The organism is Okeania sp. SIO1H4 (assembly GCF_010672695.1).
In the GTDB taxonomy this organism is placed as follows: domain Bacteria; phylum Cyanobacteriota; class Cyanobacteriia; order Cyanobacteriales; family Microcoleaceae; genus Okeania; species Okeania hirsuta.
Genome location: NZ_JAAHGB010000015.1, coordinates 92,137 through 116,459, shown reverse-complemented (window position 1 = coordinate 116,459; position 24,323 = coordinate 92,137). Strand labels below are relative to the sequence as shown.

Here is a 24,323-nt window from a genome sequence, read left to right as displayed (position 1 = left end):
TCCTATTATATTAAACCTAAGTTTTGAGTATTTATAACGGTTTTCACAAGGTAAACTACAAAACTTGTGCCCTCTGCTTTTAAGCCAAAATTTCTGTATTTTATGTTAATGAAAACTTTCTACTCCCTGCTCCCTACTCCCTATTTTTTGGAGATATCTTATGAATAACTTTTCCCCTCAAACTGAAAAACTTAACTTCTGGACGAAATTAGCTTATGGTGCTGGCGATCTAGGTCCGGCAATTTGTGCTAATATCCAAGTATTTTTCTTGTTGTTTTTTTTTACTAATGTTGCTGGTTTACCTGCTGGTATTGCGGGTAGTATTTTGATGATTGGGAAGATTTCTGATGCTATTAATGACCCGATAATTGGAGTGATGAGCGATCGCACTGTTCATCCTTGGGGTAGACGTTATCCTTGGATGGTTTTTGGTGCTATTCCTTTTGGGATTTTATTTTTTTTGCAGTGGATAGTTCCTAGTACGAATCAATCTTTTTTATTTTGGTATTATGTGATAATTGCTATTTTATTTAATCTTGCTTATACAGTTGTTAATCTTCCCTACGCTGCTTTGACTCCAGAGTTAACACAAAATTACCATGAACGAACAAGTTTAAATAGTTTCCGATTTGCTTTTTCTATTAGTGGTAGTATTCTTTCTTTAGTTCTTGCTCAATTAATTTTTTCTATTTTCCCAGATAATCCTATTCAACAATATATAGTTTTGGGTATAGTCTGTGCCATAATTTCTGTTTTACCTATTTATTGGTGTTTTTTTGGAACTCGTAAACGGACACTTTCTGTTAATAAAAAACAGGAGGAAGATAATAATACTAATTTACCTATTGCTGAACAAATTCGAGTAGCTTTTAGTAATAGTCCGTTTTTATTTGTCATTGGAATTTATCTGTGTTCTTGGTTGGGAGTGCAATTAACAGCTTCGATTTTGCCTTACTTTGTAATTAACTGGATGCAGCTACCAGAAGCGACTTTTCCTCAAGTGGCGATCGCTGTTCAAGGTACTGCTTTAACTATGTTATTTGTTTGGAGTTTTGTTAGTAAAAAACTGGGGAAGAAAGCTGTTTATTTTATGGGTGTTTGTTTGTGGATAATTGCTCAGGGTGGGTTATTTTTTATTCAACCTGGACAGGTTGGTTTATTGTATTTTTTGGCAATAATGGCTGGTTTTGGAGTGTCAATTGCTTATTTAGTTCCTTGGTCAATGATTCCTGATGTTATTGATTTGGATGAGTTAAATACTGGGCAAAGAAGGGAGGGAATTTTTTATTCTTTTATGGTTTTTTTGCAGAAGGTAGGGTTAGCTATTGGATTGTTTTTGGTAGGGGTAGCTTTGGATATTGCTGGGTTTATTGAAAGTGTTCCTGGGGAGACTCGACCTATTCAACCGGAGTCTGCTCTTTTGGCAATTCGGGTGGCAATTGGTCCGTTGCCTACTGTGTTTTTAATTGTTGGATTATTATTGGCTTATTTATATCCTATTACGCGGGAAGTACATGATGAAATATTGTTGAAGTTGAGGGAAAGAGGGGAGTAGGGGAGTAGGGGAGTAGGGGAGTAAGGGAGTGGGGGAGTAGGGGAGTGGTAAAAATAAGAATAATTAATGCTAAATAGGATGCCAATTATCAAAAAAATGATTTGGCTGATGCTAATTACTTAATAATTGAAGTGCTACCTAAGTATAGCATCACTTTTAGTAATTGGTATAATAAGAAGGTGTTAGGTTTTATGTTAAAACAAGTAACTTTGGAAAATTGGAAAAGTTTCCGCCATGCTGAGTTATATATTGACCCTTTAACAGTTTTAATTGGTACTAATGCTAGTGGAAAATCTAATGTTGTTGATGCTTTGGATTTTTTGAATAGTATTATGCAAGGTACTTCAGTAGAAGCGGTATTAACAGGCGATCGCTTTACTTCAGGTATTAGAGGTGGGGTTGAATGGGCAGTTAGAAAACCTGAAACAAAATTTAGTTTTCAAGTATTAGTAGATGGCGAAAATGAAGCGGGTGATTATCTTTATAAAATTACTATAGAAACTCAACCTACTATACAGGTAATATATGAATCTTTAACTTTGATTGATAGTCAAAAACTCTCAGATAGTAATTCATTTCAGCAACTTTCTTTTATCCCCTCAACTGTGGTACCAGACGGGGTAAAGTATAAGCTTTTTGAAGCAGATAAAGAATATATTGAAAAAATTTATCCCACTCCTAATCCTTGGTTGGATCGTTTTACAACACAGATTCCTTTCTATGAATTTGATAATGTTCATCAAATTATGCTTGCCGAAAGTATAGTACCAAATCTTCTCAAAAAGATTTTTATTTTAAATCCCATACCTTCCCAAATGCGGGATTATTCACCCCTATCAAAAAAATTAGAAAGAGATGGTTCTAATATTGCCGGAGTTTTAGCAGCATTACCCAAAAAACAGAAAGCTGAAGTAGAAGAATATTTATTAAAATATCTGGCACAATTACCAGAAGGAGATATGCGAAAAATTTGGGCTGAAACTGTAGGAAGACTAGGTCGCGATGCCATGCTTTACTGTGAAGAAATCTGGCATCCTAATCAACAACCAATGATAGTTGATGCTTGTGGAATGTCAGATGGAACTTTACGATTTTTGGCAATTTTAACAGCTATGTTAACTCAGCCAGAAAAAAGTTTAATTGTTATAGAAGAAGTAGATAATGGTTTACATCCTTCTCGTGCTGGATTACTTTTACAAATGTTAAGAGAAATTGGTGAGGAGCGCCAAATTGATGTTTTAGTTACAACCCATAATTCTGCTTTATTAGATGAACTAACTCCAAAATTTATTCCTTTTGTAATGGTGGCTTATCGAGATAAACAAACTGGAGAAAGTCAGTTAATTCCTTTAGAGAATATTGAAGATTTACCGAAGTTAATGGCATCAGGAACTTTAGGGAAAATTGCCAGTAAGGGTTTAATTGAGAAGAGTCTCAAAGCAGATTAGAGAGTATGAAAAAAGTGCTAATTATTGATACTTCAATTCTCTGTGTTTATTTAGGTGTGCCTGGGAAAGAAACTTGTGGTTCTGAAGGTAATAAATGGGATAAGGTTAAAGTCTATGAAATTTTGGAAAAAGAGGAGAAAGCAAAGACTATTTTTGTTTTACCTTTAGCCACAATTATTGAAACAGGTAATCATATTGCTCAAGCAAATAGTAAGCGTTATGAAATAGCTAAAGAGTTAGGAAATTTGATGAAACTAACTGCAGATAATCAAACTCCTTGGGCAGCATTTATAGAACAGTCAAAGTTATGGGATGCAGAAAATTTGAAGGATTTAGCTGATGAATTTCCGAATTTTGCTAGTCGAGGATTTGCATTAGGAGATGCTACAATTAAACGGGTTGCTGATTATTATGCTAAGTCAGGATTTGATGTAGAAATTTTGACTGGTGATAAATGTTTAAAATCTTATGAACCTCCAAAACCTGAACTTACTCCTCGACGCAGAAAATAGAAAAAATAAAGCAGCAATATTTATATTTTTTGTAGATTAATTAGATTTAATTTTTAGCAATAAGCACTATGAAATTATCGTCGATCTAATATTATGTTCGGTTAAATATTTATAATAAAAAACTGGCACTTTGTAGGTTTGCTTGAAGCACGTTAGCGAAGCTTATCCGGAGGATAAACCCAACAATAATATTGGTATTGCTTAATCAAAGAATAAATTTTTTTTGGAATAGGTAAATCTCATATTTAATACTTCTAACTTGTTTTTTCTCCAAGCTTACAATTCATCCCACAAATATACAACTCCATCATATTGTATGTGTTGGGTTGCGCGTTGGCGGAGCCTAGCGGCAGCTATATCGCTTAATTTAACCTACTGTATTATAATAGTTGAAAAAGTTGGTTTAAAGATTCAGGAGTAAGGATGAATGCCAGCTAAAGACTTTTATCACGATATAGTAAAAAATGCCTTGATTAAGGATGGATGGACGATTACTAATGACCCCTATATTTTGAGTATTGGAAAAAGAGATTTGTTTGTTGATTTGGGAGTGGACAAATTACTTTCTGCTGAGAAGGGATTGAAAAAAATTGCTGTGGAGATTAAAAGCTTTACCAGTTTATCGCGAGTTAATGACTTAGAAAAAGCATTAGGTCAATATATTTTATACTACGATATTATACAAGATATTGAACCGGAGCGGTTACTATATTTAGCGATTACAGAAAGTATTTTTGAGGAGTTTTTTACTGAACCTATTGGTCAAATATTATTAAAAAATCAAAGGCTGAGTTTAATAACTTTTGATGCAAAACAGGAGGTTATTTGTCAATGGATATCATAAATAATTATCATCAAATTATTACTAAAATTTTGGGAGAATATTCTAGATTACCCTATGCTCACGGTAACTTAGAACGAAAGTTTATTGTTGGTGAAGACCACAAAAATTATTTATTATTAACAGTAGGATATTTAAAAGGAAAAAGAGTTCATGGTTGTGTAGTTCACTTGGAAATTATTAATGAGAAAATTTGGATTCACGAAGATGGATTAGAAGATGGAATTGCGTTAGATTTAGTTATGGCAGGTATTCCTAAAAATAAAATTGTATTAGGTTTTCATCCGCCAGAAGTTCGACATTTGACAGAATTTGCAGTGAATTAATGGTATAAGTAAGAAAGAAGGAAGGAGGAAGAAGGAAGAAGTGAAGAGGGAAGAAGGCTTTAGTTATCTAGAACAGAAGACTTAAAAGTCCAAAAAAACTTAAATTTTTTGTAGATATTCACTCTTGGGTTTACACAAACGATACTAGCGGACATGATATAAAATTAACTGGAACCGCTATTTTTCAGCATTCTTTTTTCACCCTTGGTACAACAGGCAATGAAGAAATAAACCTTTGAATATTTTTACTGAAGCAATGGATGCTTTTTGTACAGCTATTTCTCTCCATTTTTTTTTGATTAGTTGATATAACAATACTGATGTCTTTGCCTCTGAATAAAGATAATTTGGGTTATAGTCATTTAACTTTAGATTGAGACAAAGCTTTCTTGCTATGAGGGAGTTTCAGACGAAAAAACGTCTCATCTTTAAGTTAAACTACTATATATTGAAGCTCAAAAGTTGTGCAATGTAATGTCCCGATAATCAGCGATCAAAAAACCTTTTCCCTTTGAAGCTTTCTTTCCCTACTCCCCCACTCCCCTACTCCCCTACTCCCCTGCTCCCCCACTCCCTCCACCTAGTCACACTCAACTAAATTACCAGCAGAAACAAACCCAGACAAAGGAGAAGTAATTTCTACCCACTTACGTTTTTCTCCATTTCGGTCGGGAATTAAACGATAATTTTCCACAAGGGTAAGCTGACTATTAACAGGAACTTTTCCTTTATATTCGGATCGTCTAGTAGCATTTGTCCGTACTGCTAAACCGCGTGGTGCTTTTTTACTATCAATTTGACGACATAAATTTCGATCTACTTGTGATGTGGACTCATTAGGAGATGGTGTTTCTGTGGGCAAATTATCAACAGAAGTATTTTGATCGGAAGGTTCCGTTGGAGTTTCTGTAGCTACTTCAGAACATTCTATTAAATTATTTTCATTGCCTGGAAAACCTCTAGAAACAAACCCTGAAATAGGAGCAGTAATTTCTACCCAAGTACGACCTGCTGGACCTCTAATATTGCGATAACCTTCTATTAATTTCACTTGTTGATTTGCATCTACGGTGCCTACTGTGGGAGAATTTGGGGTCGGTCTTTTTTGAACGATTAAACCTTGTTCGTCATTAACTTGACGACATAAACTAGCAGTTTCTTGAGATGTTTGAGCTATTTTCATGGTTGTAGCGATCGCTCTTTTGGGAACACCGAGGGCGATCGTTAGTATTAATGTTAGCAATGCCACTGGTTGATGCATATTTATTTTTTAAGTCAAAAGTAATTTCAAACTTAGTAGGTTGGGTGGAGGAACGTTAGCGCTAGCTTATCCGTTAGGATAAACCCAACATATATAGGATATAGAAGCCATTTGGTATCTATTTAAGAAGTTACAAGTTCAATACCCATCTGGGTTTTATGATTCTGGCAGTCATTTTTCATAATTTTTCGGTTTCCTGAACCCTTATAGTTGTTAGGCCCCTTAAAACGGCTTTCCTGAAGCCTTTGTATTTCAATAAAAGATACGGTTAGGGGTTCTATAGAACTTACGCAGGTACGTTACTAACGCCTCATCCTACAGCACCTGGTGCATTAGGTGTAGAATCGACCATTATTTCAGTAGTGAACTGACACATATTCAATGGTGCGTTACACTGTCGCTAACACACCCTACTGGACTGACACGCCTAAAAATATAGGTTGGGTTTCACTGCCGTTCAACCCAACAAAACTTTACTACTGTTGGGTTTATCCATTAGGATAAGCTGGCGCTAACGTTACTCAACCCAACCTACACCTATTGCACTATTTTAGATGTGTCAGTCTACTAACCAATAGCTGAAAGCTGAGTGCTGTTTGCAGAGCATTCCGGTACGGAAAATGCTGATAGCTATTTAAAACTGCTGCAAAAAACGTAAGTCGCTGGCATAAACTCGCCGAATATCATCTATCTGATGCAACACCATGGCAAATCTTTCTACACCGAAACCAGCGGCAAAACCTGTATATTTCTCCGAATCATAACCTACTGCTTCCAATACGTTGGGGTCTACCATCCCACAACCTAATACTTCTAACCATTTACCATTCCACTGCAAATCTACTTCTGCTGAGGGTTCGGTGAATGGGAAATAGCTGGCACGGAAACGAATGGGTAGGTCTCCGAACATTTGTCTGAGGAATTCTTTGATGGTTCCTTTGAGGTCTGAAAATCTTAGTCCTTCGTCTACTGCTAATAGTTCGAGTTGATGGAATACTGCTGCGTGGGTAGCGTCTACTGTGTCACGTCGATAAACACGACCGGGTGCTATGACTCGGATGGGGGGTTCGTGGTTTTTCATGTAACGGATCTGGACTGAGGAGGTATGGGTCCGCATTAAGTTACCGTCTGGTAGGTAGAAGGTGTCTTGCATATCTCTGGCAGGGTGGTCTGGTGGTGTGTTTAAGGCTTCAAAGTTGTAGTAGTCGGTTTCCATTTCTGGACCTGTGGCCACTGTGTAGCCTAAGCCAATGAATATGTCTAGGGCACGGTCTATGAGGTTGTTGAGGGGATGGATTTTTCCTTGGGGACGATATACTCCTGGCATGGATACATCTAGGGTTTCGGCTTGGAGTTTGGCTGCTATTTCTGCTGTTTTGAGGTTTGTCCGCTTTTGGTCTAGGTTGCTCTGGATGGCTTGTTTGACTTGGTTGGCGATCGCTCCTACTTTTGGTCGTTCTTCTGGGCTGAGTTTACCCATGGCTCCGAGGATTTTGGATACTTGGCCTTTTTTGCCTAGATAGTTAATTCTTAGTTCTTCTAGTTTTTCTAGGTTTTCTGTTGTGGCGATCGCTTCTGTTGCTGTTTGGCGTAGTTCTGTTAGTTGGGTTTCTATTTCTGTTAGTTGGGTTGTCATAGTTTGTTATTTTTTTTGTGCTTTACTATTTTGTTATTTTTTTTGTGCTTTTCTATATAAAATCTTTTTTAGTTGAATAAAAAGTCATGCGTAGGGGCGAGTCAATCCTAATGTAACTATTCTATCTAATTTTTTGTTACAGTTCAACTCAATTTTTGAGTCGGCCGGGCTTTTTTTGGGTGCTCCTCGGGATGTAGTTGATCGAGTTGTTAGCGATAGTATGGTTTGTTATTTTTTTTGTGCTTTTAACTGTAGAGTCTTTTTTGGTTGAATAAATTGTCATGTGTATAGGCGAACTACTCCCAATACTATTATTCTATCTGATTTTTTGTCAAAGTTCAACCCGATTTTTCACTCCGCCGGGTTTTTATTGGAGTGCTGCTCAGGATGAAGTTTGTCAAGGCGTTAACCGTAGTTGTGCTGGAGTAGGTGGTGTATTTCAATCCCTAGGGATTTGGTTTGGGAAAGAGTTCCGATATAGAAGCCCCACACAGCAATGGTTTCAGACCCCCAATATACAAGCCTATTTTGATTAATTCGTCAATAAGGCAAAAGATAGAGAAGGAAAAATCTTGCGTTGTCTAAGTTTTAAGCTTTTTATCTGTCCACGCCCTTTGCCTCGACTGCTATAGAATTGTGTTTGGCGATTGAATAGTTCTTGCTTCAATCTTTTTTATTTTTCAAAAATCAATCCAAATGAAACTTTTAATTAGTAACGACGATGGCATTTTTGCAGAAGGTATCCGGAGTTTGGCTAATGCTTTAGCAGCGGTAGGCCATGAAGTTTTTGTAGTTTGTCCTGACAAAGAACGTTCAGCCACAGGTCATGGTTTAACATTACATCAACCTATTCGGGCAGAAATAGTCAAGTCAATTTTTGATGACACCGTCACAGCTTGGACTTGCTCTGGTACTCCTGCCGACTGTGTAAAACTAGCCTTATTTGCCTTACTAGAAACCCAGCCAGATTTAGTATTAGCAGGAATTAATCATGGTCCCAACTTAGGAACAGATATTTTATATTCCGGAACAGTTTCTGCTGCCATGGAAGGAGTTGTTCAAAACATTCCTAGTATTGCGTTTAGTCTTGGTAGTTATACTTCTAGAAATTTTGAAGTTGCTGTAAATTTTGCTCAAGATTTGGTGAAGAAAATTGAAAATGAACCTTTAGCTAATGTAATGTTGCTAAATGTAAATATTCCAGCAGTTAAAGAAACAGAAATAGCAGGAGTACAAATTACCCGTCAAGGAATTCGTCGCTATATAGATATATTTGAAAAACGGGTCGATCCACGAGGCAAAACTTATTATTGGTTAGCTGGAGAGGTACAGGAAGATGTGGAAGAAACCAACGACCGCTCCTCAGTAGAAAAGTTATCAACAGATGTCCAAGCAATGCGTGAAAAATATATTACGATTACCCCCTTGCAATACAATTTTACCTATGGTAAACAACTAGGCTATCTCCAAAAATGGAAGATTGATAATTTTCGTGAATAGTTAACTTTTATGCAGTAGAAATTAAGGCTAAACTATAAAAGAATAGGCAAGATAATCAAAATTGCAGATCAAAAAAACTCATCTAGGTGAGTAGTGAAAAATTTCGTTTATTGAATAAAAATAAGTATGAGCGCTCCCACATCTAAGAGTCATTCTGTTACCTGCCCAATTTGTAATCGCTCCAGTGCCACACGACCACTAGAAGTATTTAATGGGCTATTTACTTGTCCATATTGTCATTCTCATCTGGTAATTAGTTGGAGTGGCCATTATGTCAGAGACCCCCTCGCTCTCCAACAGCTAGATATTGGACAAATGCTGAGAAGGCAAAGTAGACCTTTGGCAAGATTACGTCGCGATTTGAGCAGGCAGTATTTACCTATAGTTGTGGCGATCGGGAGTGTCATATTGTTTGGAGGGGCGATCGCTTCTCTAAGTAAGTTTGATTTTAAATTGGGTATATTTGATGGAGTATTAGAGTGGGTGCAAGAAAAAGAACTGTTGAATAATCAAAACAGTCAGTAGTTATTGAAGAAGGAAGAAGAAAGAAGAAAGAAGGAAGAAGGAAGAAGGTTTAATTGCTTATGGATAGTCAACGACCTGAAACTTCGTGTCTTATAACCCAAAGACTTTTCAGCAGCCCAGTTGACCAATAAATAAGGTGAATAGTTTCCCCTTTTAAGCTATCCCTGATTAGGAACTCCTAAAATCATTTTCTGATAGGCAGTGGGGACTAACCCCATAATTAAGGACTAAATAAAGTTAATTTTAGAAATTAATATACTCATGTTAGAAGAAAATGAAATTGTATATGAAATTTTACAGGAAAAAGATTTAGAACAAACTATTAATTGTTTAGTTGATGTATTTCCTAGTTCAGAACCTATGTTCAGGTCGCTTAAAGTAACTTCTAGTGACTTTTATCCCTTTGCTGAGACAATTTGCGAAAAAGCTGTGGCAGAAGGATTATCTCATATTGCTAAAAATTCTGTTACTTCAGAAGTAGCAGGGTTTATTATTTCAGATAATTTATCAAGTGAGTTCTATGAAGAAATAAGCAAAAATATTCCTCAAAAATTTGAGATTTTTTCTCAAGTTTTAAAAGAACTACATCGGAAGTATTAGATGGAAAAAAAAGTCGTTAATGGCAAGATATTTCGTATCGGTTTATTGGGGTATAGAGAAAAGTATAGAGGCAAAAAGATTGGCAATAAATTAGTTGAAAATAATCTCAATATTACAACTCAAGCAGGATTTTCCACCGCAATAGTAGAAGCTAGTGGAAAGATATCGCAGCACATTTGTCGGAAATATGGATTTGAGGATAGAGCTTCTCTAGATTATCAGACTTTTGAATATAAAGGAGTTAAAGTATTTGAGGGAATAAAAGAGCATGAAAGTTGTATTTTAATGGAAAAAGTTTTCGGCGTTGGTGAAGCGCGTGTATGAAATTAATCTTAATTATTTAGGAGTAAACCCACCCCTAACCCCTGCCAGGAGGGGAAGTCAGGAGTCGTATGGGAATGGCTTCAATACCATTTTTCATGTCGGAAATCATCTTTTTTGTCAAAGGGAATATCCTGCACGTGTCTTTTTATTCCTCTTACTATTCGTAACATTCTTTTTTCACGGTTGGTATCATCCCTCTTTTTACCAACGTCAAGTTTTCTAATAGATACGGGGGGGGGGGGAATAAATAATAATTTTATCTTTTTATTTTGGGTTTAATTCCTCACTGTCAACGGGGGTGTTTACAATTGGTTTAAATTTGAGTCCCCATCCATTTATTCTTCCTTCTTCCTTCTTCCCTCTTCCTTATTCCCTATTCCCTCTTCCTTCTTCTAATTTTTTGAACTTTCAATTTTTGCTTTCTCTGGTGACTAATGCCCACCCTTTGACAGTATTCAAAACTTTCAGATTTTCTAGGGTAAGGTTATTCAAATTTGATGCTTGAACTAATAGATATGGTTGAGACTGACTTTGCCATTGTTGTTGAATTTTTTGTGGCCCGACACGTTTGATGAGGCGATCGCTATAAAAATTTAAAGAGGGACGGTCTTTTGTATCGAAGGAATAAACTATCTGACCGGGGGGTGTATATTTCTGAATCATTTCTCCGACTGGTTTGACTGGATAGTTTTCTTGTAGTTCCCAGATCCAATGAGGGGAATTAACAAACAGTAGGAGTGAAAGATATGTTCCCCAAATCAAGATTGACAAAAACTGACGGTCTTGTTGGTTTAATAATATGGTTGCTATTGTCATTGTCAGTGCAATAGTTGCTGAGATTAACCGTAAGTACAAATCTAGTTTTGTCTGATTTTCCTCTCCCAGATGAAAAATACCGCTGAAGTCAAGCCAAGCAACCCAAGCTAGTAAGGCGAGCAGTGCAAAAATGGCTACTACTAGACGGTGATAAATAGTAGGGATACCTTTAGGATGTTTTTTACTCTCACCTTGAGTATGAAGATATTGATAAGCTGGAAACCGAATGTATCCCAAATCTACTGGAAATTGATGCCAAATTTCTGTCAGATAAGTACCGACTGCTAGAGCAAAAGCGGGATAAATAGGTAGTACATACCAGGGAAGTTTGGTATTCATTAACGAAATAGCTAATAAATATATTCCGCTCCAGACCAAGACTAATTTTCCCCAACTGAGATTCCGATTTTTCCAACTCAGATATAATCCGGGAAACCAGAAAAGTTGCCAGGGGAAAGTATACTCTAAAATTTCCAATAAGTAATACCAAATAGGTCCATCGTGACTGCCTACAGGTTGCCAAATACGTTTGAGAGATTGATGGAAAAAGTTGGCATGGAAAAATTCTATTCCGTAATGGAAAAATTGAGCTGTGTACCACAGAAATACTGGGAGCATCCCTAGTAAGATACCGCCCCAAAAATATTTACAATGCAATAGTCGGGGAGTATCCCATAAGAGGAAGAAAAAAGCGATCGCTCCTAATAGTAATCCTAAAATTATTCCTTTTGTGAGGGAAAGTAGGGCAAAACTCAGACCAATAGCTAGAGAATAACGGAGGTTACGACGCGATCGTAAAACGCACCAAATCATTAGTAGAAAAAAACAAAGCACTGCCCCATCTAACATTGCTAAACGTCCATGTCGCACGACTGGCAATAAAGTTAAGTAGACCAAAGCAGAGAAAATGGCGGGAGTGCGGGGGCGAAATAATTCTCTAGCAATACTATACATTAAGGGTACAGAGAATGCTGTGAATAAAGCAGGGAATAAACGGGCAGTTAGTTCAGTTACTCCGGCGATATTGTAGACAAAAGCGATCGACCAATGTACTAATGGTGGTTTATTCAAATAGGGAGTATTATTGATAGTTGGATAAAGCCAATTCCAATTTTTTCTGGTTATTTCTCTAGCTACTTGAGCGACTATTCCTTCATCCCAATCTCGCAAAGGTAATGTGTGTAAATTAGTAGAAAATAGTAACAATGCTGCTAATAATAAGCTGGCAATTATAAGTAAATCTATATGGGTATTTTTGTTGGTGAAGATTTTGTTAAACATTTATTCAATTCAAAAGTCAATTTGTAAGTATGATTATTATTTTCAAAGCTTAACGCTGATTTTGTTAAACATTTATTCAATTCAAAAGTCAATTTGTAAGTATGACTATTATTTTCAAAGCTTAACGCTGATAATGATATAGCAATCTAATTTGAGTTGTGAGATATTGTAGATTTTAGGGGATAGGAAATAGGGAAAAGGGAATAAATGTCTAGGAAAAAAGTATTAAAAATGATTTTGTGAGGAAGTTATACAACTCTAACTTATGCTAAATAAAGGGCAAGTTTATTTTCTGGAGATATCTATTTTAGGGAATAGGGAGTAGGGACCTTGTATGTAACGTCTCTACAGAGTAGGGAGAAATTATCAATTCTTTACCCCTACTGCCTACTCCCTATGCGTGGAGTAGATGTCTAATTATCATTACATTTAAGCAACGCCATCTTTTTAGTCCAAGAGACATCTCCTATAAAGTATTTTAATTGCCCCTATTATCCGTAACATTATTTTTTCAAATTGGTATAATAGAAAATCTGTATTAGGATGAAATAATTTTCAATTACTGTATAATCGGATTTTATATAAATCCCCATCCATTTTTTCTTCCTTCTTCCTTCCTTTCTCATCCTTCCTTCTTACCGAAAAATTCAGGTATAAAGCCTCTCCATTCATAGAGAAAAAAGTGGTCGTTAGCGCAGCTTCTCGAAGGGTGGGATGGCGAGGAAACCTGCGCCATATCCAATCGACCAAGAGAAGAAAAAAAATCCTTTTAGCCAATCCTCTTCTTTATAAGAAGAGGTAATTATTAATTATCATTTTCTTTGTGGGTTTAATACCCCACCGTCTACACGGTGTTCAAAATTACTTGGGGTGAGAATCCCCATGTAATTTTCCTCCTGTCTCCTGTCTCCTGTCTCCTGTCTCCTTCTTCAATAATTGTTAATTATTGAATTCTTCCTTCTTAAAATCAATCAAATTAATATGAACTTACCTGTAATTTTAGATATTGCCATTGGTTTAATTTTTATTTATCTTATTTTTAGTTTACTAGCTAGTGAAATCCAGTCAATTTTGACAATAATTTTGCAATGGCGAGCCACTCATTTAAAAAAATCAATTGAAGAGTTAATTGCTGGTGAACCCTATATCAGTAAAAATAATTCTAAATCTAGTACAGAAATTGAAAAAGTGCAAAAACTAGCTAATTCTCTATATCAAAATCAATTAATTAAAAATCTTAACTATAGTGGTAGCAAAGGTCCATTAGAAAGAGGATTTCGGAGAATAATTCAGATGCTTGGTAATTTAAGTCGAGCTGTGACTGGAATTAATAATGTTTTTGATGCAGAAAAAACTGCTCCTTCTTATATTCCGTCAGATACATTTGCTGCTAGCTTAATTGATACTTTGAAACTTCAAGAATTAATGCAAATGATTAGTGAGGATAAATTAAGAGATTTTACCGATAATATTTTGGTAAATATCAAGAAAATATTAGAAAATTTGAAGATAGAAGATAGCAGTAAGCAGAAAAAGATTCAGGCTGAATTTGAGGATTTGCATCAAGATTTGAATCAAAACATTCAGGATTATCAAAATAATTTTGCTAATCTTGATTTAACATTAAATAGAACTTTAAATAAGCTAGATTTATACACAGAAAAATCTCTAGAATATTTACCAGATGTAGCTCATCAAGAATTTATTAGCCAAATAAATTTAGTCAAACAAGTATTAACAAATACCCATGAAAGAAAAGTTTTAGTAACTGAAATGGAACCAAGCGCCTCTAATTTATTGAAGTTTTTGAGAGAGGTAATGGAAATGGGAAAAGCTGTGCAAGCAGATTTGCAAAGTAATAAGGGGAAAATCAATCAAAAAGCTATTGAAATGATTGAATTATTGCCTGAATCTTTACAAAAAAGTTTATATATTTTAGCCAAACAAGCGACAACAAAAATTTCAGCAACAGGTAATGCTTTATATCAGTTTCAGAAAGAAATTGAGAGATGGTTTGATAGTGGAATGGAAAGAGCGACTGGTGTTTATCAGCGTAATGCTAGAGGAGTTGCTTTTTTGATTGGTATTACTATTGCTATAGTTGCTAATATTGATACATTAAATATGATTGATAATTTATCAAAAGATTCTTTGATGCGGGCGACAATTAATAGTTATTCCCAGGAATTAATCAATAATAATTCTAATCCAAGTGAGTTAGAAATAGGGGATATTCAAAATCAGGTAAATGCAGCATTAGATAATTTAGAATTACCTATTGGTTGGGGTCAAAAACAAACAAATAACACCTCAGTGAGTCAATCAATTACTTATTTAGAAGGATTAAAAAAAATATTGGGTTGGCTAATTAGTGGCATAGCTATTTCTATGGGGGGGAATTTCTGGTTTAATTTATTAAAAAAGATTTATAGTGTTAAAAAATGAATTATTGAGGAGACAGGAGACAGGAGACAGGAGTCAGGAGGGAAGAAAGAAGAAGAAAGGTAAGCATTCAGCCATCAGCTATTGCTTTTAATTTTAGATGAAAACTTTATTAATTGAGTCAGAATTTATACTTACTATACAAAACTGGCTAAAACAGTCTATAGAACCCATTTGGTATCTTCATAAATATGCGCGTTTTTTTAGCTAGGAGTCAGGAGAAAACCCACCCCCAACCCCTCCCAGGAGGGGAAGACAGGAGACAGGAGGTAAGAGGGAAGAGGGAAGATGTGGGGAGAAATAATACAAAAAATTCAACACTTCTTTTTCATATTTTTCCTCAAAATTGATGCGATAAAAGACTTGACTACCATAATTATATAGATCTCAAATGGGTCCTATATTCATTAAAACCCCCTTTATGGTATTACGACTCAGGCAACGCCAAATTTTTTTTCTTCCTTCTTCCTTCTTCTTTCTTCCTTCTTACTCCTTCCTTCTGCCATAACACAACTAAAAAATAAAAATAACTTGTAAGTGCCAATCTAAATCTTGACGAATAATTTCAATTCTACTAATAAATTCGCGTAAGTAAAATCTCCTTTCTGACTCTGACAAATCCCACCAAAATTGGGTTATGCAAACCGCTTTGGCAGTTTCTAATAAATTGACTGGCGGTAACTGGTTAAATTGACTTTGTAATTGAGAAATTTCTGTTCTAATTTTGTAAGTACGTAGTTCAGCAGTTTCTTGGTCAAGAATGCCATTCTCCGTGAGATTTGGTAGTTGAAAAAGAATATCTTGCTTATCAGAAATATCCTGTTTAATTTTACTTTTAATTCCATCCATATTTGGCATTTCTAAAGCAGCGATCGCCGATGCTAAATCTCGACAAATTATTTCTATAGTTTGTCCTAATACTTCTTGATAAGCTAAAGCTTTACATTTGGGTTTGCGGGAGCAACTTTTGGGACGCAAATATAGATATTCTTTCTCTTTGCGAAAAGTAGTAACTTTTGCCGTAATCATTGGAGACTGACATTCTGTGCAGACAACTAAACCTGCCAGAGAGTGGGGAGCGCTGGCAGTACGCGGTGGCATTCGGCGGTTGCGTCGGAGCAAACGTTCGACTTGAGCAGATTCTTCTCTAGAAATTATGGGAAGATGAGTATTAGAGATGACTTCATTATTTTGATATTGTAAGTCACCGCGATAAACGGGGTTAGTTAACCAACGTCGCCCAGTGGTAACAGAGATTTTCTTGCCGTATTTTTTCTGAATATGGCGCACAGCACCACGCAAGGAAGCAAACAGAAGGAAGTTTTCAAAGAAGTCTTTGACAACGGGGGCAGCACTTCTGTCCAGGGTGTAACGGTCTTTGCCTCGGCGATATCCGTAAGGTGCTTTACCTGGTGGGGGTATTGCTTTGATGCGGTTGCGAGCGTGGGCAGTGCGAATTTTGCGACTATGTTGATTTTGGCGAATTTGGTTGAGGAGTCTGAGTAGGTCTATTTTCCTTGGTGAGTTATTGCTTGGTGAGTTGGGGTTGATATTGATATCTGAGTCGAGGGGAATAATTTGGATATTGAGAGATTGGAGTTTTGTAAGGCGATCGCATACTTCTTCTACAGAGTCTCCTAATTCTTCAAGTTTACGAATTAAGAGATAATTAACTGCTTGAGTTTGGCAGTCGAGTAGGAGTTGTTGGAGTTGTTGGCGATCGCCTAAGTCGTGATAAATGCGGTCAACTTCCCACCCCCAAGTTATGGGGTCTGGGGCAGTTTCAAACAGGGGGTTTGTATATGAATAGGCAATAATTTTCACAGGTTATCTTATTGTTGACTTAATTCTATAATATTACCGTCGGGGTCTTGGGTAAATAGGGCAGGGCGACCAGAAGCACTCATTTTAATTGGGCAATTATTGGCTAATAGTTGTGATTTTGCAGCATCTATATCAACCACAGAAAATGCTAAATGTCGGTTTCTACCTAATTTTTCTGAGTTAACTAGATCGGGTATTATTTCCGATACTATCAGATGAATTTGGAAGTTGCCAACTTGATACCAAGTACCGGGAAAATTAAGGGAGCGGTCTACTTTTGGGAGTTTGAGAATTTGACCATAGAAATGTTCGGCTTTTTCGAGGTTTGAAACTAATAGAGCAGCATGGAGAGATTGAGTGATTTGCATAGTTTATATTATTAATAAATGGTTGGTTATTTATTAGACATCTCCAGAAAAGAGAGAGTAGGGAGTAGGGGAAAATAATTGATAGTTTCTGTGCGATAATTGATTTTATTTTTGATTATTGGAGATGTGTATTAATTGTTACATCTATATAATACACTTATTTAATTGAGAGAGCAAATCTATTTACTGATAGTGGAATAGATATGTTAGTCTAAGCAAAGGACGCGGATATATCAAAAGCTTAAAACTCAAACAACGCCTATTTTTTCCTTCTTCCTTCTTCCTTTGCATAAGTTCTAACAATGTTGATAACTTGCCGATCCCAATTACAGCACTTTTGAGGATAGTGAGGTACAGTTATAAAACTATTTATTTCTGTATTCCCTGTTCCCTGTTCCCTGTTCCCTGTTCCCTAGAGCAATAAACTTTGTACCTCATCAACTAGATAACTGCTGTAAGTAGAAATGAGATATTACTACTATTTTTTGAGGTTGTTGGTAGGACTTGCCGACGCACAAAAATGCTGTCTGTACGGACTCTAATCATCATTTAGTGCAAAAAAGCCTCCTAGTATTCTTAAAAATATCTAAAGTTTTTTAGACAAAAGACTACTAAGAGGTAAAAAGGTTATATTTACAACAAAGCGAGGGAGAAATTTATGGTAACAGCTACAAGACCAGAACAAAAAGCGAAAATTGGCCCCACTAAACTCCTAATTAATAACGAGTGGGTAGAAAGTGCCTCTGGCAAACGGTTTGAAACCATTAACCCTACAACAGGAGAAGTTATTTGTGACGTTGCGGAAGCAGATGCACCTGATGTAGACAAAGCCGTAATAGCAGCTCGCAAAGCGTTTACCAGTGGTGACTGGCCAAAAATGTCCGCTACCAAACGAGGGGAACTTCTATACAAGTTAGCAGATTTGATGGAAGAAAATATAGAAGAGCTGGCAAGACTGGAAACCCTAGATAATGGTAAACCACTCAGTGACTCCCTCAATACAGACTTACGTTTAGCGATCGCCTGTTATCGCTATTATGCTGGTTGGGCAGATAAAGTTCAAGGCAAAACTATCCCTATCAATGGTTCCTACTTTTGCTACACCCGCCACGAACCAGTGGGAGTAGTCGGTCAAATCATTCCTTGGAACTTCCCTCTATTGATGCAAGCCTGGAAACTTGCCCCAGCATTAGCAACAGGTAACACATTAGTAATGAAAACAGCCGAACAAACACCATTGTCAGCCTTCCGAGTCGGCGAGTTGGCGATCAAAGCGGGTTTTCCTCCTGGTGTAATAAATATTTTGTCTGGTTATGGCCCAACTGCTGGTGCTGCCATTTCCCACCATCACGATATTGATAAAGTTGCTTTCACTGGTTCCACAGAAGTAGGTCATTTAATCATGGAAGCAGCTGCTAAGAGTAACTTAAAACGGGTAACTTTGGAACTCGGTGGCAAGAGTCCGAATATTGTGTTTGCGGATGCAGATATGGATGCTGCCATTGAAGGCGCTCATCACGGTTTATTTTTTAACCAAGGTCAGTGTTGCAATGCGGGTTCTCGTTTATTTGTGGAAGAGAAATGTTATGACGAGTTTGTTGCTAAGAGTGTGGAACGGGCAAAACGTCGGATGGTGGGCGACCCATTTGCCACTAGAACTGAACAGGGACCCCAGGTAGATGAAGAACAGTTTAATAAGGTGATGAGCTATATTGAGTCTGGTCAACAGGATGGTGCCCAGATGTTATGTGGTGGAGCAAGAGTTGGCGATCGCGGTTATTTTATTGCACCCACTGTATTTGCTGATGTGCAAGATGGGATGAAAATTGCCCGAGAAGAGATTTTTGGTCCGGTGATGAGCATCATTAAGTTTAAGGATATTGATGAACTGGTGCAAAGGGCGAATGATACGATGTATGGTTTAGCTGCTGGAGTGTGGACGCGAGATGTAGGTAAGGCTCATGCTGTAGCTCATAGTGTTCGTGCGGGTACAGTTTGGATAAATTGTTATCATGTGTTTGATGCTGCTGCACCCTTTGGTGGTTTTAAGCAGTCTGGTATTGGTCGGGAGTTGGGAGAGTATGGTTTACAGCAGTATACAGAGACTAAGACTGTGACTGTGAAGATGTAGTTGGCGATTAATTACTTACTAGATTACTCCAAAAAAAAGTAGGGGCGTTCCATGGAACGTCCCTATAAGAATATTTGTTGTTCTATCCTGACGGAACAAAAAATTGATTAGATGCTTTGGCTAATCAGGTTTTTGAGGACTATTAACTTTGACTTGTTGATGAGATATATTTATTTATTGTCCATCATTTGTTAGTAAATGGATATTACATTTCTTTGTATTATTACATATTTCATCAATGCTTAGTTTAACCATTCTCAGCAACTTGATATAAATTGTTAATAGTTGACTAACTAACTAGAGGAATATTCTATGACTACTGTTACATCTGAAGAAATTACTCAGTCTCGTTCTGCATTGTCAGATGATCAAGCAAGTCATGCTCTTAAGGTCATTGAAGAATGTGAGGGCAACCTGGAGGATGCTTTTGAAGTTTTAATGATTGAATCTGAATCTGAGGAAGGAGTAAAAGGGCTAGAGTTTAGCCTCTCTCTAGAACAGTTAGCTTTGAAGTGTCGCGATGTTATTTGTGAACAAGAATTTCGAGAAGAAATTTTAGACGGATTTTCCCGTGAATTATTGAATGGACTTGTGCCAGTCGTCTCAGCAGAGCTAACATTGATGGGAAATTTACCAGCAGCATTAGCAATTCCGGTTGTTATGTTTGTAATTAAGCGAGGCATCAAAAGTTTTTGTAAATCCTATGAACCTAAATCCTAGAGTCCGATAGTTGTGAATGCAGCCCAGTATTTAGGGTCAGCAAAAGGATAAGGAGCGCGAGTGCGAAATTTTGAATAATAGTTGATGTATGCTTCTGCTTTTCTTTGTCTTCTTCCTTGATAAATGTAAGGTTTGAGTTTTTCAAGTTCTTCCTTTGCCTCTTCACAGCTCAATCCAGCCAGCCATTTTTGAGCTTGATTGAGAGCTTTAGCCACATCTGCTGGCTTCAAATAAGGAAAGTTTTTCAGGATTTGATAAAACTTAATCATCAAGAAAGCCGTGGATAAAGCCCGAATATTCCACAGGGATACAACTACACGAGAAACGCCAGCTACCATTAGGCTTCGTGATAAACCGTTTACCCCATCGCCAGTTATTCTACCTTTTCCAGTTTCACAGGCACTCAGAACTAAAAGTTCAGCCTGTAGAGCTGGTTTGTGTGGTTGCCCAAACATCTGTATAATTTCTTCATTCGTGAGGACTCCATTATCATCTTCACAGGGAGCTAAGGCGATTACACCTAACGGTCTGATAGGATCTACTTTTCCATGTGTTGAGAAATGAATCAGTCGTGCTTGAGGCATTTGCGCTATAATGTTAACCTTAGTGGCTTGAGTTCCAATGATAGCTTGAGTTTTGAGAAGAGAAGCAATTATCTTGGCTTCAGCTTTAGCTGCGGGTAGTTCCTTTAGTTTCTTAGGTTTTTCACCAAGTTTTTCCGCAAGTGAAGGCATTGTTGGATTTCCCACAACAAGTGCATTGATAGAAGTTTCTAATATTTCTTTCTTTGGTTGATGAGTTAAATCCAATACTTGGATAGAGGGAGCAGTTAGAATTGTGTGTTTTTGAATTAGGAAGTCTCCTTCTTCGTCTTGCAGTGCTGAAAATGGAATTAGAAATAGACAGTCTTGGGGAATAAAGATAAGTGGAGCATTAGGGTCATCTGGTAGAAATTGACCAATTGATTCAATGAGGATTTGATAGAGTTGGCGTAAGTGTGGATAGAAGCATTTATTGTCTACTATGAACGGTGGCTTAAAGTCAGTGATATTTTCATCCTTAATACCGATAGAGGCAAGAGCTTTAGAAACCAGTTGCTTCAAAGATATATTGTTTTTATCTTCCAAAAGTTCTATTGAATTAAATTCAATTTGCCCAGTAGGTTTAACAATCCAAATCAAAATTTTTGATTCTCGAAGTTGCGATTCTAAGTCATCAATAATTGCATATTCAACAAGTGTAGCTTTTTGTTCTTGAGCAATTTGTTTAATTTGTTTTAGTGTGGGTGAATTTGCAGCAATTGATTGAAGAATTGATTTAGAATTAGATGTTGAAGCAGACCGCGTGGCTAAAATATCGGCAAAGGCTCTGGTTCTAGACTTTTCATAAATGACTAATGCTTCTTCTTCATAACCCAATGAAATTAAAAATTTGAGTGCTTTTTTGAAAAAGGGCTGTCCTTGATCTAAGGCTTGAATCTTATCCAAATCTTCCACTAATCTAGTTCGCCAAGTTTCAAGTCTATCAGCAAACCCAGATGTCATCTCCAGCGAACGTTTTTTGTTGTCTTCAAAAGATTTTTGAGCATCAATTTTTTCGAGCAAGTTTTTTTCATCTTTAAGAGCAAAAATAGATGTTAATCGTTGGGTTATATCTGTGTAATATCCTTTAAATAATTTTTTTTCTATACTAGATAGGGTCTGATCATTTTCAATCAGTTCCATCATTCTTTTTTCTATAGCATCTAGATATTTAATCTCGATCTCAGAGTCATTATTATTCACATAAATTTTTAACTGAGAAAAAATAAGTTCTAATTCTTGTAAAGCTTCTTCCTGTTGACTAAAAACTTCCCTTCCTCTGTCAAAGAGAACATTTGTCTCTTGATTTAATTCAATTATCTGGCTGTCAAGTTCCTGAATAATGGATAGTAAGGCCGAAACAGGTTCTTGTATTCCCTGGCCAATTCTCCTAGCTGATGTATTTATCCTATGAAGATTATTCTCTAATCTGTCTCGCAAAGAATTTTGAGAATTGGCAAAAAATGTTATGGCTTCGATTAGTTCAGCTTGACGCTGTGCCGAACCTATCTCTATCTGAGTCCTGAGAAGTTGAAATTCTAGTTCTTGATTGCCTCTTCGTACATTTACAGTAACTGGAGTTTCAGGTGTACCTCGAAGTCGTTCAGTCACTTGCTGTTCATCCATGCCCTGAGTTATTTTTCTGTCAATTTTCACAATTACATCTTGGGGCATGATTCCAGTTAAATCGGTTGGTTGACCTTTTTCAACACTAGCAACAACAATCTCTTTAGTTGTCCCACTTTGTTCTACGGAGATGCCGATGACTCCTACACTACCATTGACTATTTGCTGGAAAAGGTTGTAACCATTTTCCATGATTCCATATATCTCTGTATCAGAGGTTAGTGACTTCGCAAGTTTAGCAGTTTGTTGTCTCAAAAGTCGGCTTGCAGATTCCTCTGGACCCAAAATGCGTAGGATTTCCAGTCCATACTCTAAATTGTTTAATAGCTTATCATAGTTCCCAAGGTTAAAGTTGCAAACAGTGAGATCAATAAGGGGTAACGCTGAATTTATCACAACAGGATCTTCTTCTGGTTTTTGTGTCTGCTGCTGTAGTTGATAGAAGGAAATTACTTGATCGAGCACTTGGACAGCCTGCTCCCATCTCGATTGCTCTACCAGTTCGTAACCCAAGTTTTTTAATTCCTGTATAGCAAACGGGCTAAAAGTTCCAGTAGTAATGAAAGAAGGAAGTTGCCATGAAGCTATCAAGCTCTCACCTTGGGTTTGAAATGCCCTATTTTCCCTCCACCAGATTCCTGCTAATGTTCCTCCACTAGAAACTGCTCTGAAAAATCCCCTGCCTTTTTCTCCTTTTTGGTGGGCTTGCCAAGTAAAATCTAACCGATTTCCTTGCACAGTTCCTACAATTGTTCCACCCTTGCCTCCAGTATAAGTTCCCCTAACCTGTTGCCCATTCTGCTGCAACTTGATCTCTCCAAAAGAACTGTTGTCTGTATCCCATTGTCCGTTAAAGCTCGATGCCAGAAAAGCTTTAAGTTTTTCTACAGGAGGACTTGTCGGAATTTCTCCTGTTAGCTGTGCCTCATAGGTACTTTGCTCTGCATCTGAAAAATACTCATCTGCACCAGCAGGAAACTGAATTCCAGAAGCTTTAATCTCTCCTGAAATTCGGTTTCCTTCAACAGAAAAGGTTAGTATGGCATTTTCAATTAAAACTGACCTATCCAAGTCTGGAGAAGATTCGTCTGCTCCTAGAGTATAGGTAGTTTGGCGCATAGCTTTGCTAGGACTGAGTTCTAGGCGAACCTGACCGTTGTTTGCCTGAATTTGAATATTCGGAGTTTCTTGTCCAGCTTCCTGAGAAGTTAAAAAAATCCATCCATTCGTACCATATAAGTCTGGCTCAATTACAAGACTAATTGAAAAAGGGCTTTGAGATCCTGGAGCCGTCTCTTGAATAAATAGAGTACCAGGAAGAGAGCTAAAAACTCCTCTGTCTGTTTTTCCCTCTAGAAATATTTTGAATTCACTTGGAGTCTTGATCCCCTCAATTTCTTTTTCTATCAAATCATCATTAATGCAAAGAGCTTCTAGTTCTGTCTCTAAATCACCAATAATCTCATCTATCTCGGTTTCCTCAAGATTTTCAGAGCTTGGTACTGGTTCAGGTTTCTGAGTTGCTCTACCCTTAGTAAGGGATTGGGAAATTCTGGCAATCTGTTGAGGAGAACCTGAATTAGTGTATACGACATCTAAAATTAGGTTTTCCTGATTGATGCGGATTGTTCCATCGATTGAGATAGTGCTATTATCATCGGAAGCCTGTTCCCCTTGAAATTCAAAATTGCTACCAACTTTTGTATATGTCCCATATCTGGGAGAGTCAAATTGGGAAAACTGGGGAGTAAAGGTGAATTTTCCATTGTCAGAAAATGTCCATCCAGCTCCTTGAAATATTCTCTGGATGCGCTCTGTTCCAAAGGAAACCCCCCTCAAGATCTCAATTTGCGGTTCATCTCTACCTGTTAGCTCAAGCAGTTGTTCAGCTTGGGCTTCCGTAGCTCCTATGAACTGAGATTCCTCACTGGGTGTCATAAAATTACCGTCCATATTCATTACCGTCCTCTCGTGATTATTAATTATGATCGCAGACTGAGGTAACA

19 protein-coding genes are annotated in these 24,323 nt (G+C 37.0%); 13 read left to right on the top strand and 6 right to left on the bottom strand.

Annotated elements, in window-relative coordinates:
* Nucleotides 1-160: 160 nt before the first annotated feature.
* From F6K06_RS13865 to F6K06_RS13845, 5 genes are all read left to right on the top strand, one after another.
* Nucleotides 161-1,555, top strand: a complete 1,395-nt coding sequence (locus F6K06_RS13865; protein WP_287241646.1) for an MFS transporter — start codon at nucleotides 161-163, stop codon at nucleotides 1,553-1,555.
* A gap of 101 nt (nucleotides 1,556-1,656) precedes the next feature.
* On the top strand, nucleotides 1,657-3,003 hold the full coding sequence (locus F6K06_RS13860; RefSeq protein WP_240038938.1) for an AAA family ATPase: 1,347 nt from the start codon (nucleotides 1,657-1,659) through the stop codon (nucleotides 3,001-3,003).
* Nucleotides 3,004-3,008: 5 nt separating this feature from the next.
* The gene (locus F6K06_RS13855; RefSeq protein WP_287241643.1) at nucleotides 3,009-3,515 is read left to right on the top strand and encodes a hypothetical protein; all 507 of its coding nucleotides are present in this window, start codon (nucleotides 3,009-3,011) and stop codon (nucleotides 3,513-3,515) included.
* 427 nt (nucleotides 3,516-3,942) lie between these two features.
* Complete coding sequence (locus F6K06_RS13850) at nucleotides 3,943-4,359, top strand: XisH family protein (protein ID WP_287241640.1); 417 nt, start codon at nucleotides 3,943-3,945, stop codon at nucleotides 4,357-4,359.
* The gene (locus F6K06_RS13845; protein ID WP_287241638.1) at nucleotides 4,347-4,682 is read left to right on the top strand and encodes a XisI protein; all 336 of its coding nucleotides are present in this window, start codon (nucleotides 4,347-4,349) and stop codon (nucleotides 4,680-4,682) included. The genes F6K06_RS13850 and F6K06_RS13845 overlap by 13 nt, the downstream gene beginning before the upstream one ends.
* Nucleotides 4,683-5,262: 580 nt before the next feature.
* On the opposite strand, the gene F6K06_RS13840 is transcribed toward F6K06_RS13845, so the two are convergent.
* Both F6K06_RS13840 and pheS read right to left on the bottom strand, forming a co-directional pair.
* Nucleotides 5,263-5,943, bottom strand: a complete 681-nt coding sequence (locus tag F6K06_RS13840) for an SH3 domain-containing protein (protein WP_124144809.1) — start codon at nucleotides 5,941-5,943, stop codon at nucleotides 5,263-5,265.
* A gap of 634 nt (nucleotides 5,944-6,577) precedes the next feature.
* Nucleotides 6,578-7,579 (bottom strand): phenylalanine--tRNA ligase subunit alpha, encoded by a 1,002-nt coding sequence (gene pheS / locus F6K06_RS13835; protein ID WP_124144808.1) that lies wholly within the window; start codon nucleotides 7,577-7,579, stop codon nucleotides 6,578-6,580.
* 696 nt (nucleotides 7,580-8,275) lie between these two features.
* Between pheS and surE the strand changes: the two genes are divergently transcribed.
* The 4 genes from surE to F6K06_RS13815 all read left to right on the top strand — a co-directional run bounded on the left by surE (nucleotide 8,276) and on the right by F6K06_RS13815 (nucleotide 10,528).
* Nucleotides 8,276-9,079 (top strand): 5'/3'-nucleotidase SurE, encoded by an 804-nt coding sequence (gene surE, locus F6K06_RS13830; protein WP_124144807.1) that lies wholly within the window; start codon nucleotides 8,276-8,278, stop codon nucleotides 9,077-9,079.
* 126 nt (nucleotides 9,080-9,205) lie between these two features.
* Nucleotides 9,206-9,604, top strand: a complete 399-nt coding sequence (locus tag F6K06_RS13825) for a hypothetical protein (protein ID WP_124144806.1) — start codon at nucleotides 9,206-9,208, stop codon at nucleotides 9,602-9,604.
* Between the two features lie 261 nt (nucleotides 9,605-9,865).
* Nucleotides 9,866-10,204 carry a hypothetical protein gene (locus tag F6K06_RS13820; protein ID WP_124144805.1) on the top strand — a complete coding sequence of 113 codons (339 nt, stop codon included), beginning with the start codon at nucleotides 9,866-9,868 and terminating at the stop codon, nucleotides 10,202-10,204.
* Nucleotides 10,205-10,528 (top strand): hypothetical protein, encoded by a 324-nt coding sequence (locus F6K06_RS13815; protein ID WP_124144804.1) that lies wholly within the window; start codon nucleotides 10,205-10,207, stop codon nucleotides 10,526-10,528.
* 408 nt (nucleotides 10,529-10,936) lie between these two features.
* On the opposite strand, the gene F6K06_RS13810 is transcribed toward F6K06_RS13815, so the two are convergent.
* Nucleotides 10,937-12,625 (bottom strand): glycosyltransferase family 39 protein, encoded by a 1,689-nt coding sequence (locus F6K06_RS13810; protein WP_287241629.1) that lies wholly within the window; start codon nucleotides 12,623-12,625, stop codon nucleotides 10,937-10,939.
* A gap of 981 nt (nucleotides 12,626-13,606) precedes the next feature.
* Between F6K06_RS13810 and F6K06_RS13805 the strand changes: the two genes are divergently transcribed.
* Nucleotides 13,607-15,070: a hypothetical protein gene (locus F6K06_RS13805; RefSeq protein WP_124155945.1), complete on the top strand. Its 1,464-nt coding sequence runs from the start codon at nucleotides 13,607-13,609 to the stop codon at nucleotides 15,068-15,070.
* Nucleotides 15,071-15,258: 188 nt separating this feature from the next.
* Nucleotides 15,259-15,417: a hypothetical protein gene (locus F6K06_RS13800; RefSeq protein WP_161565208.1), complete on the top strand. Its 159-nt coding sequence runs from the start codon at nucleotides 15,259-15,261 to the stop codon at nucleotides 15,415-15,417.
* Nucleotides 15,418-15,580: 163 nt separating this feature from the next.
* On the opposite strand, the gene F6K06_RS13795 is transcribed toward F6K06_RS13800, so the two are convergent.
* Together F6K06_RS13795 and F6K06_RS13790 are read right to left on the bottom strand one after the other, a co-directional pair.
* Nucleotides 15,581-16,891 carry a recombinase family protein gene (locus F6K06_RS13795; protein WP_124144801.1) on the bottom strand — a complete coding sequence of 437 codons (1,311 nt, stop codon included), beginning with the start codon at nucleotides 16,889-16,891 and terminating at the stop codon, nucleotides 15,581-15,583.
* 8 nt (nucleotides 16,892-16,899) lie between these two features.
* Nucleotides 16,900-17,259, bottom strand: coding sequence for a VOC family protein (locus F6K06_RS13790; protein ID WP_124144800.1), 360 nt, complete (start codon nucleotides 17,257-17,259; stop codon nucleotides 16,900-16,902).
* 658 nt (nucleotides 17,260-17,917) lie between these two features.
* Between F6K06_RS13790 and F6K06_RS13785 the strand changes: the two genes are divergently transcribed.
* Nucleotides 17,918-19,390 (top strand): aldehyde dehydrogenase family protein, encoded by a 1,473-nt coding sequence (locus tag F6K06_RS13785; RefSeq protein WP_287241623.1) that lies wholly within the window; start codon nucleotides 17,918-17,920, stop codon nucleotides 19,388-19,390.
* A 312-nt stretch (nucleotides 19,391-19,702) separates the two neighbouring features.
* Entirely contained in the window at nucleotides 19,703-20,110 is a 408-nt protein-coding gene (locus tag F6K06_RS13780) for a hypothetical protein (protein WP_287241621.1), read from the top strand.
* Here F6K06_RS13780 and F6K06_RS13775 read toward each other — a convergent pair.
* A complete protein-coding gene (locus F6K06_RS13775) occupies nucleotides 20,107-24,255 on the bottom strand; it encodes a CHAT domain-containing protein (RefSeq protein ID WP_287308931.1) in 4,149 nt (1,382 codons plus the stop codon). The genes F6K06_RS13780 and F6K06_RS13775 overlap by 4 nt on opposite strands.
* Between the last annotated feature and the right edge of the window lie 68 nt (nucleotides 24,256-24,323).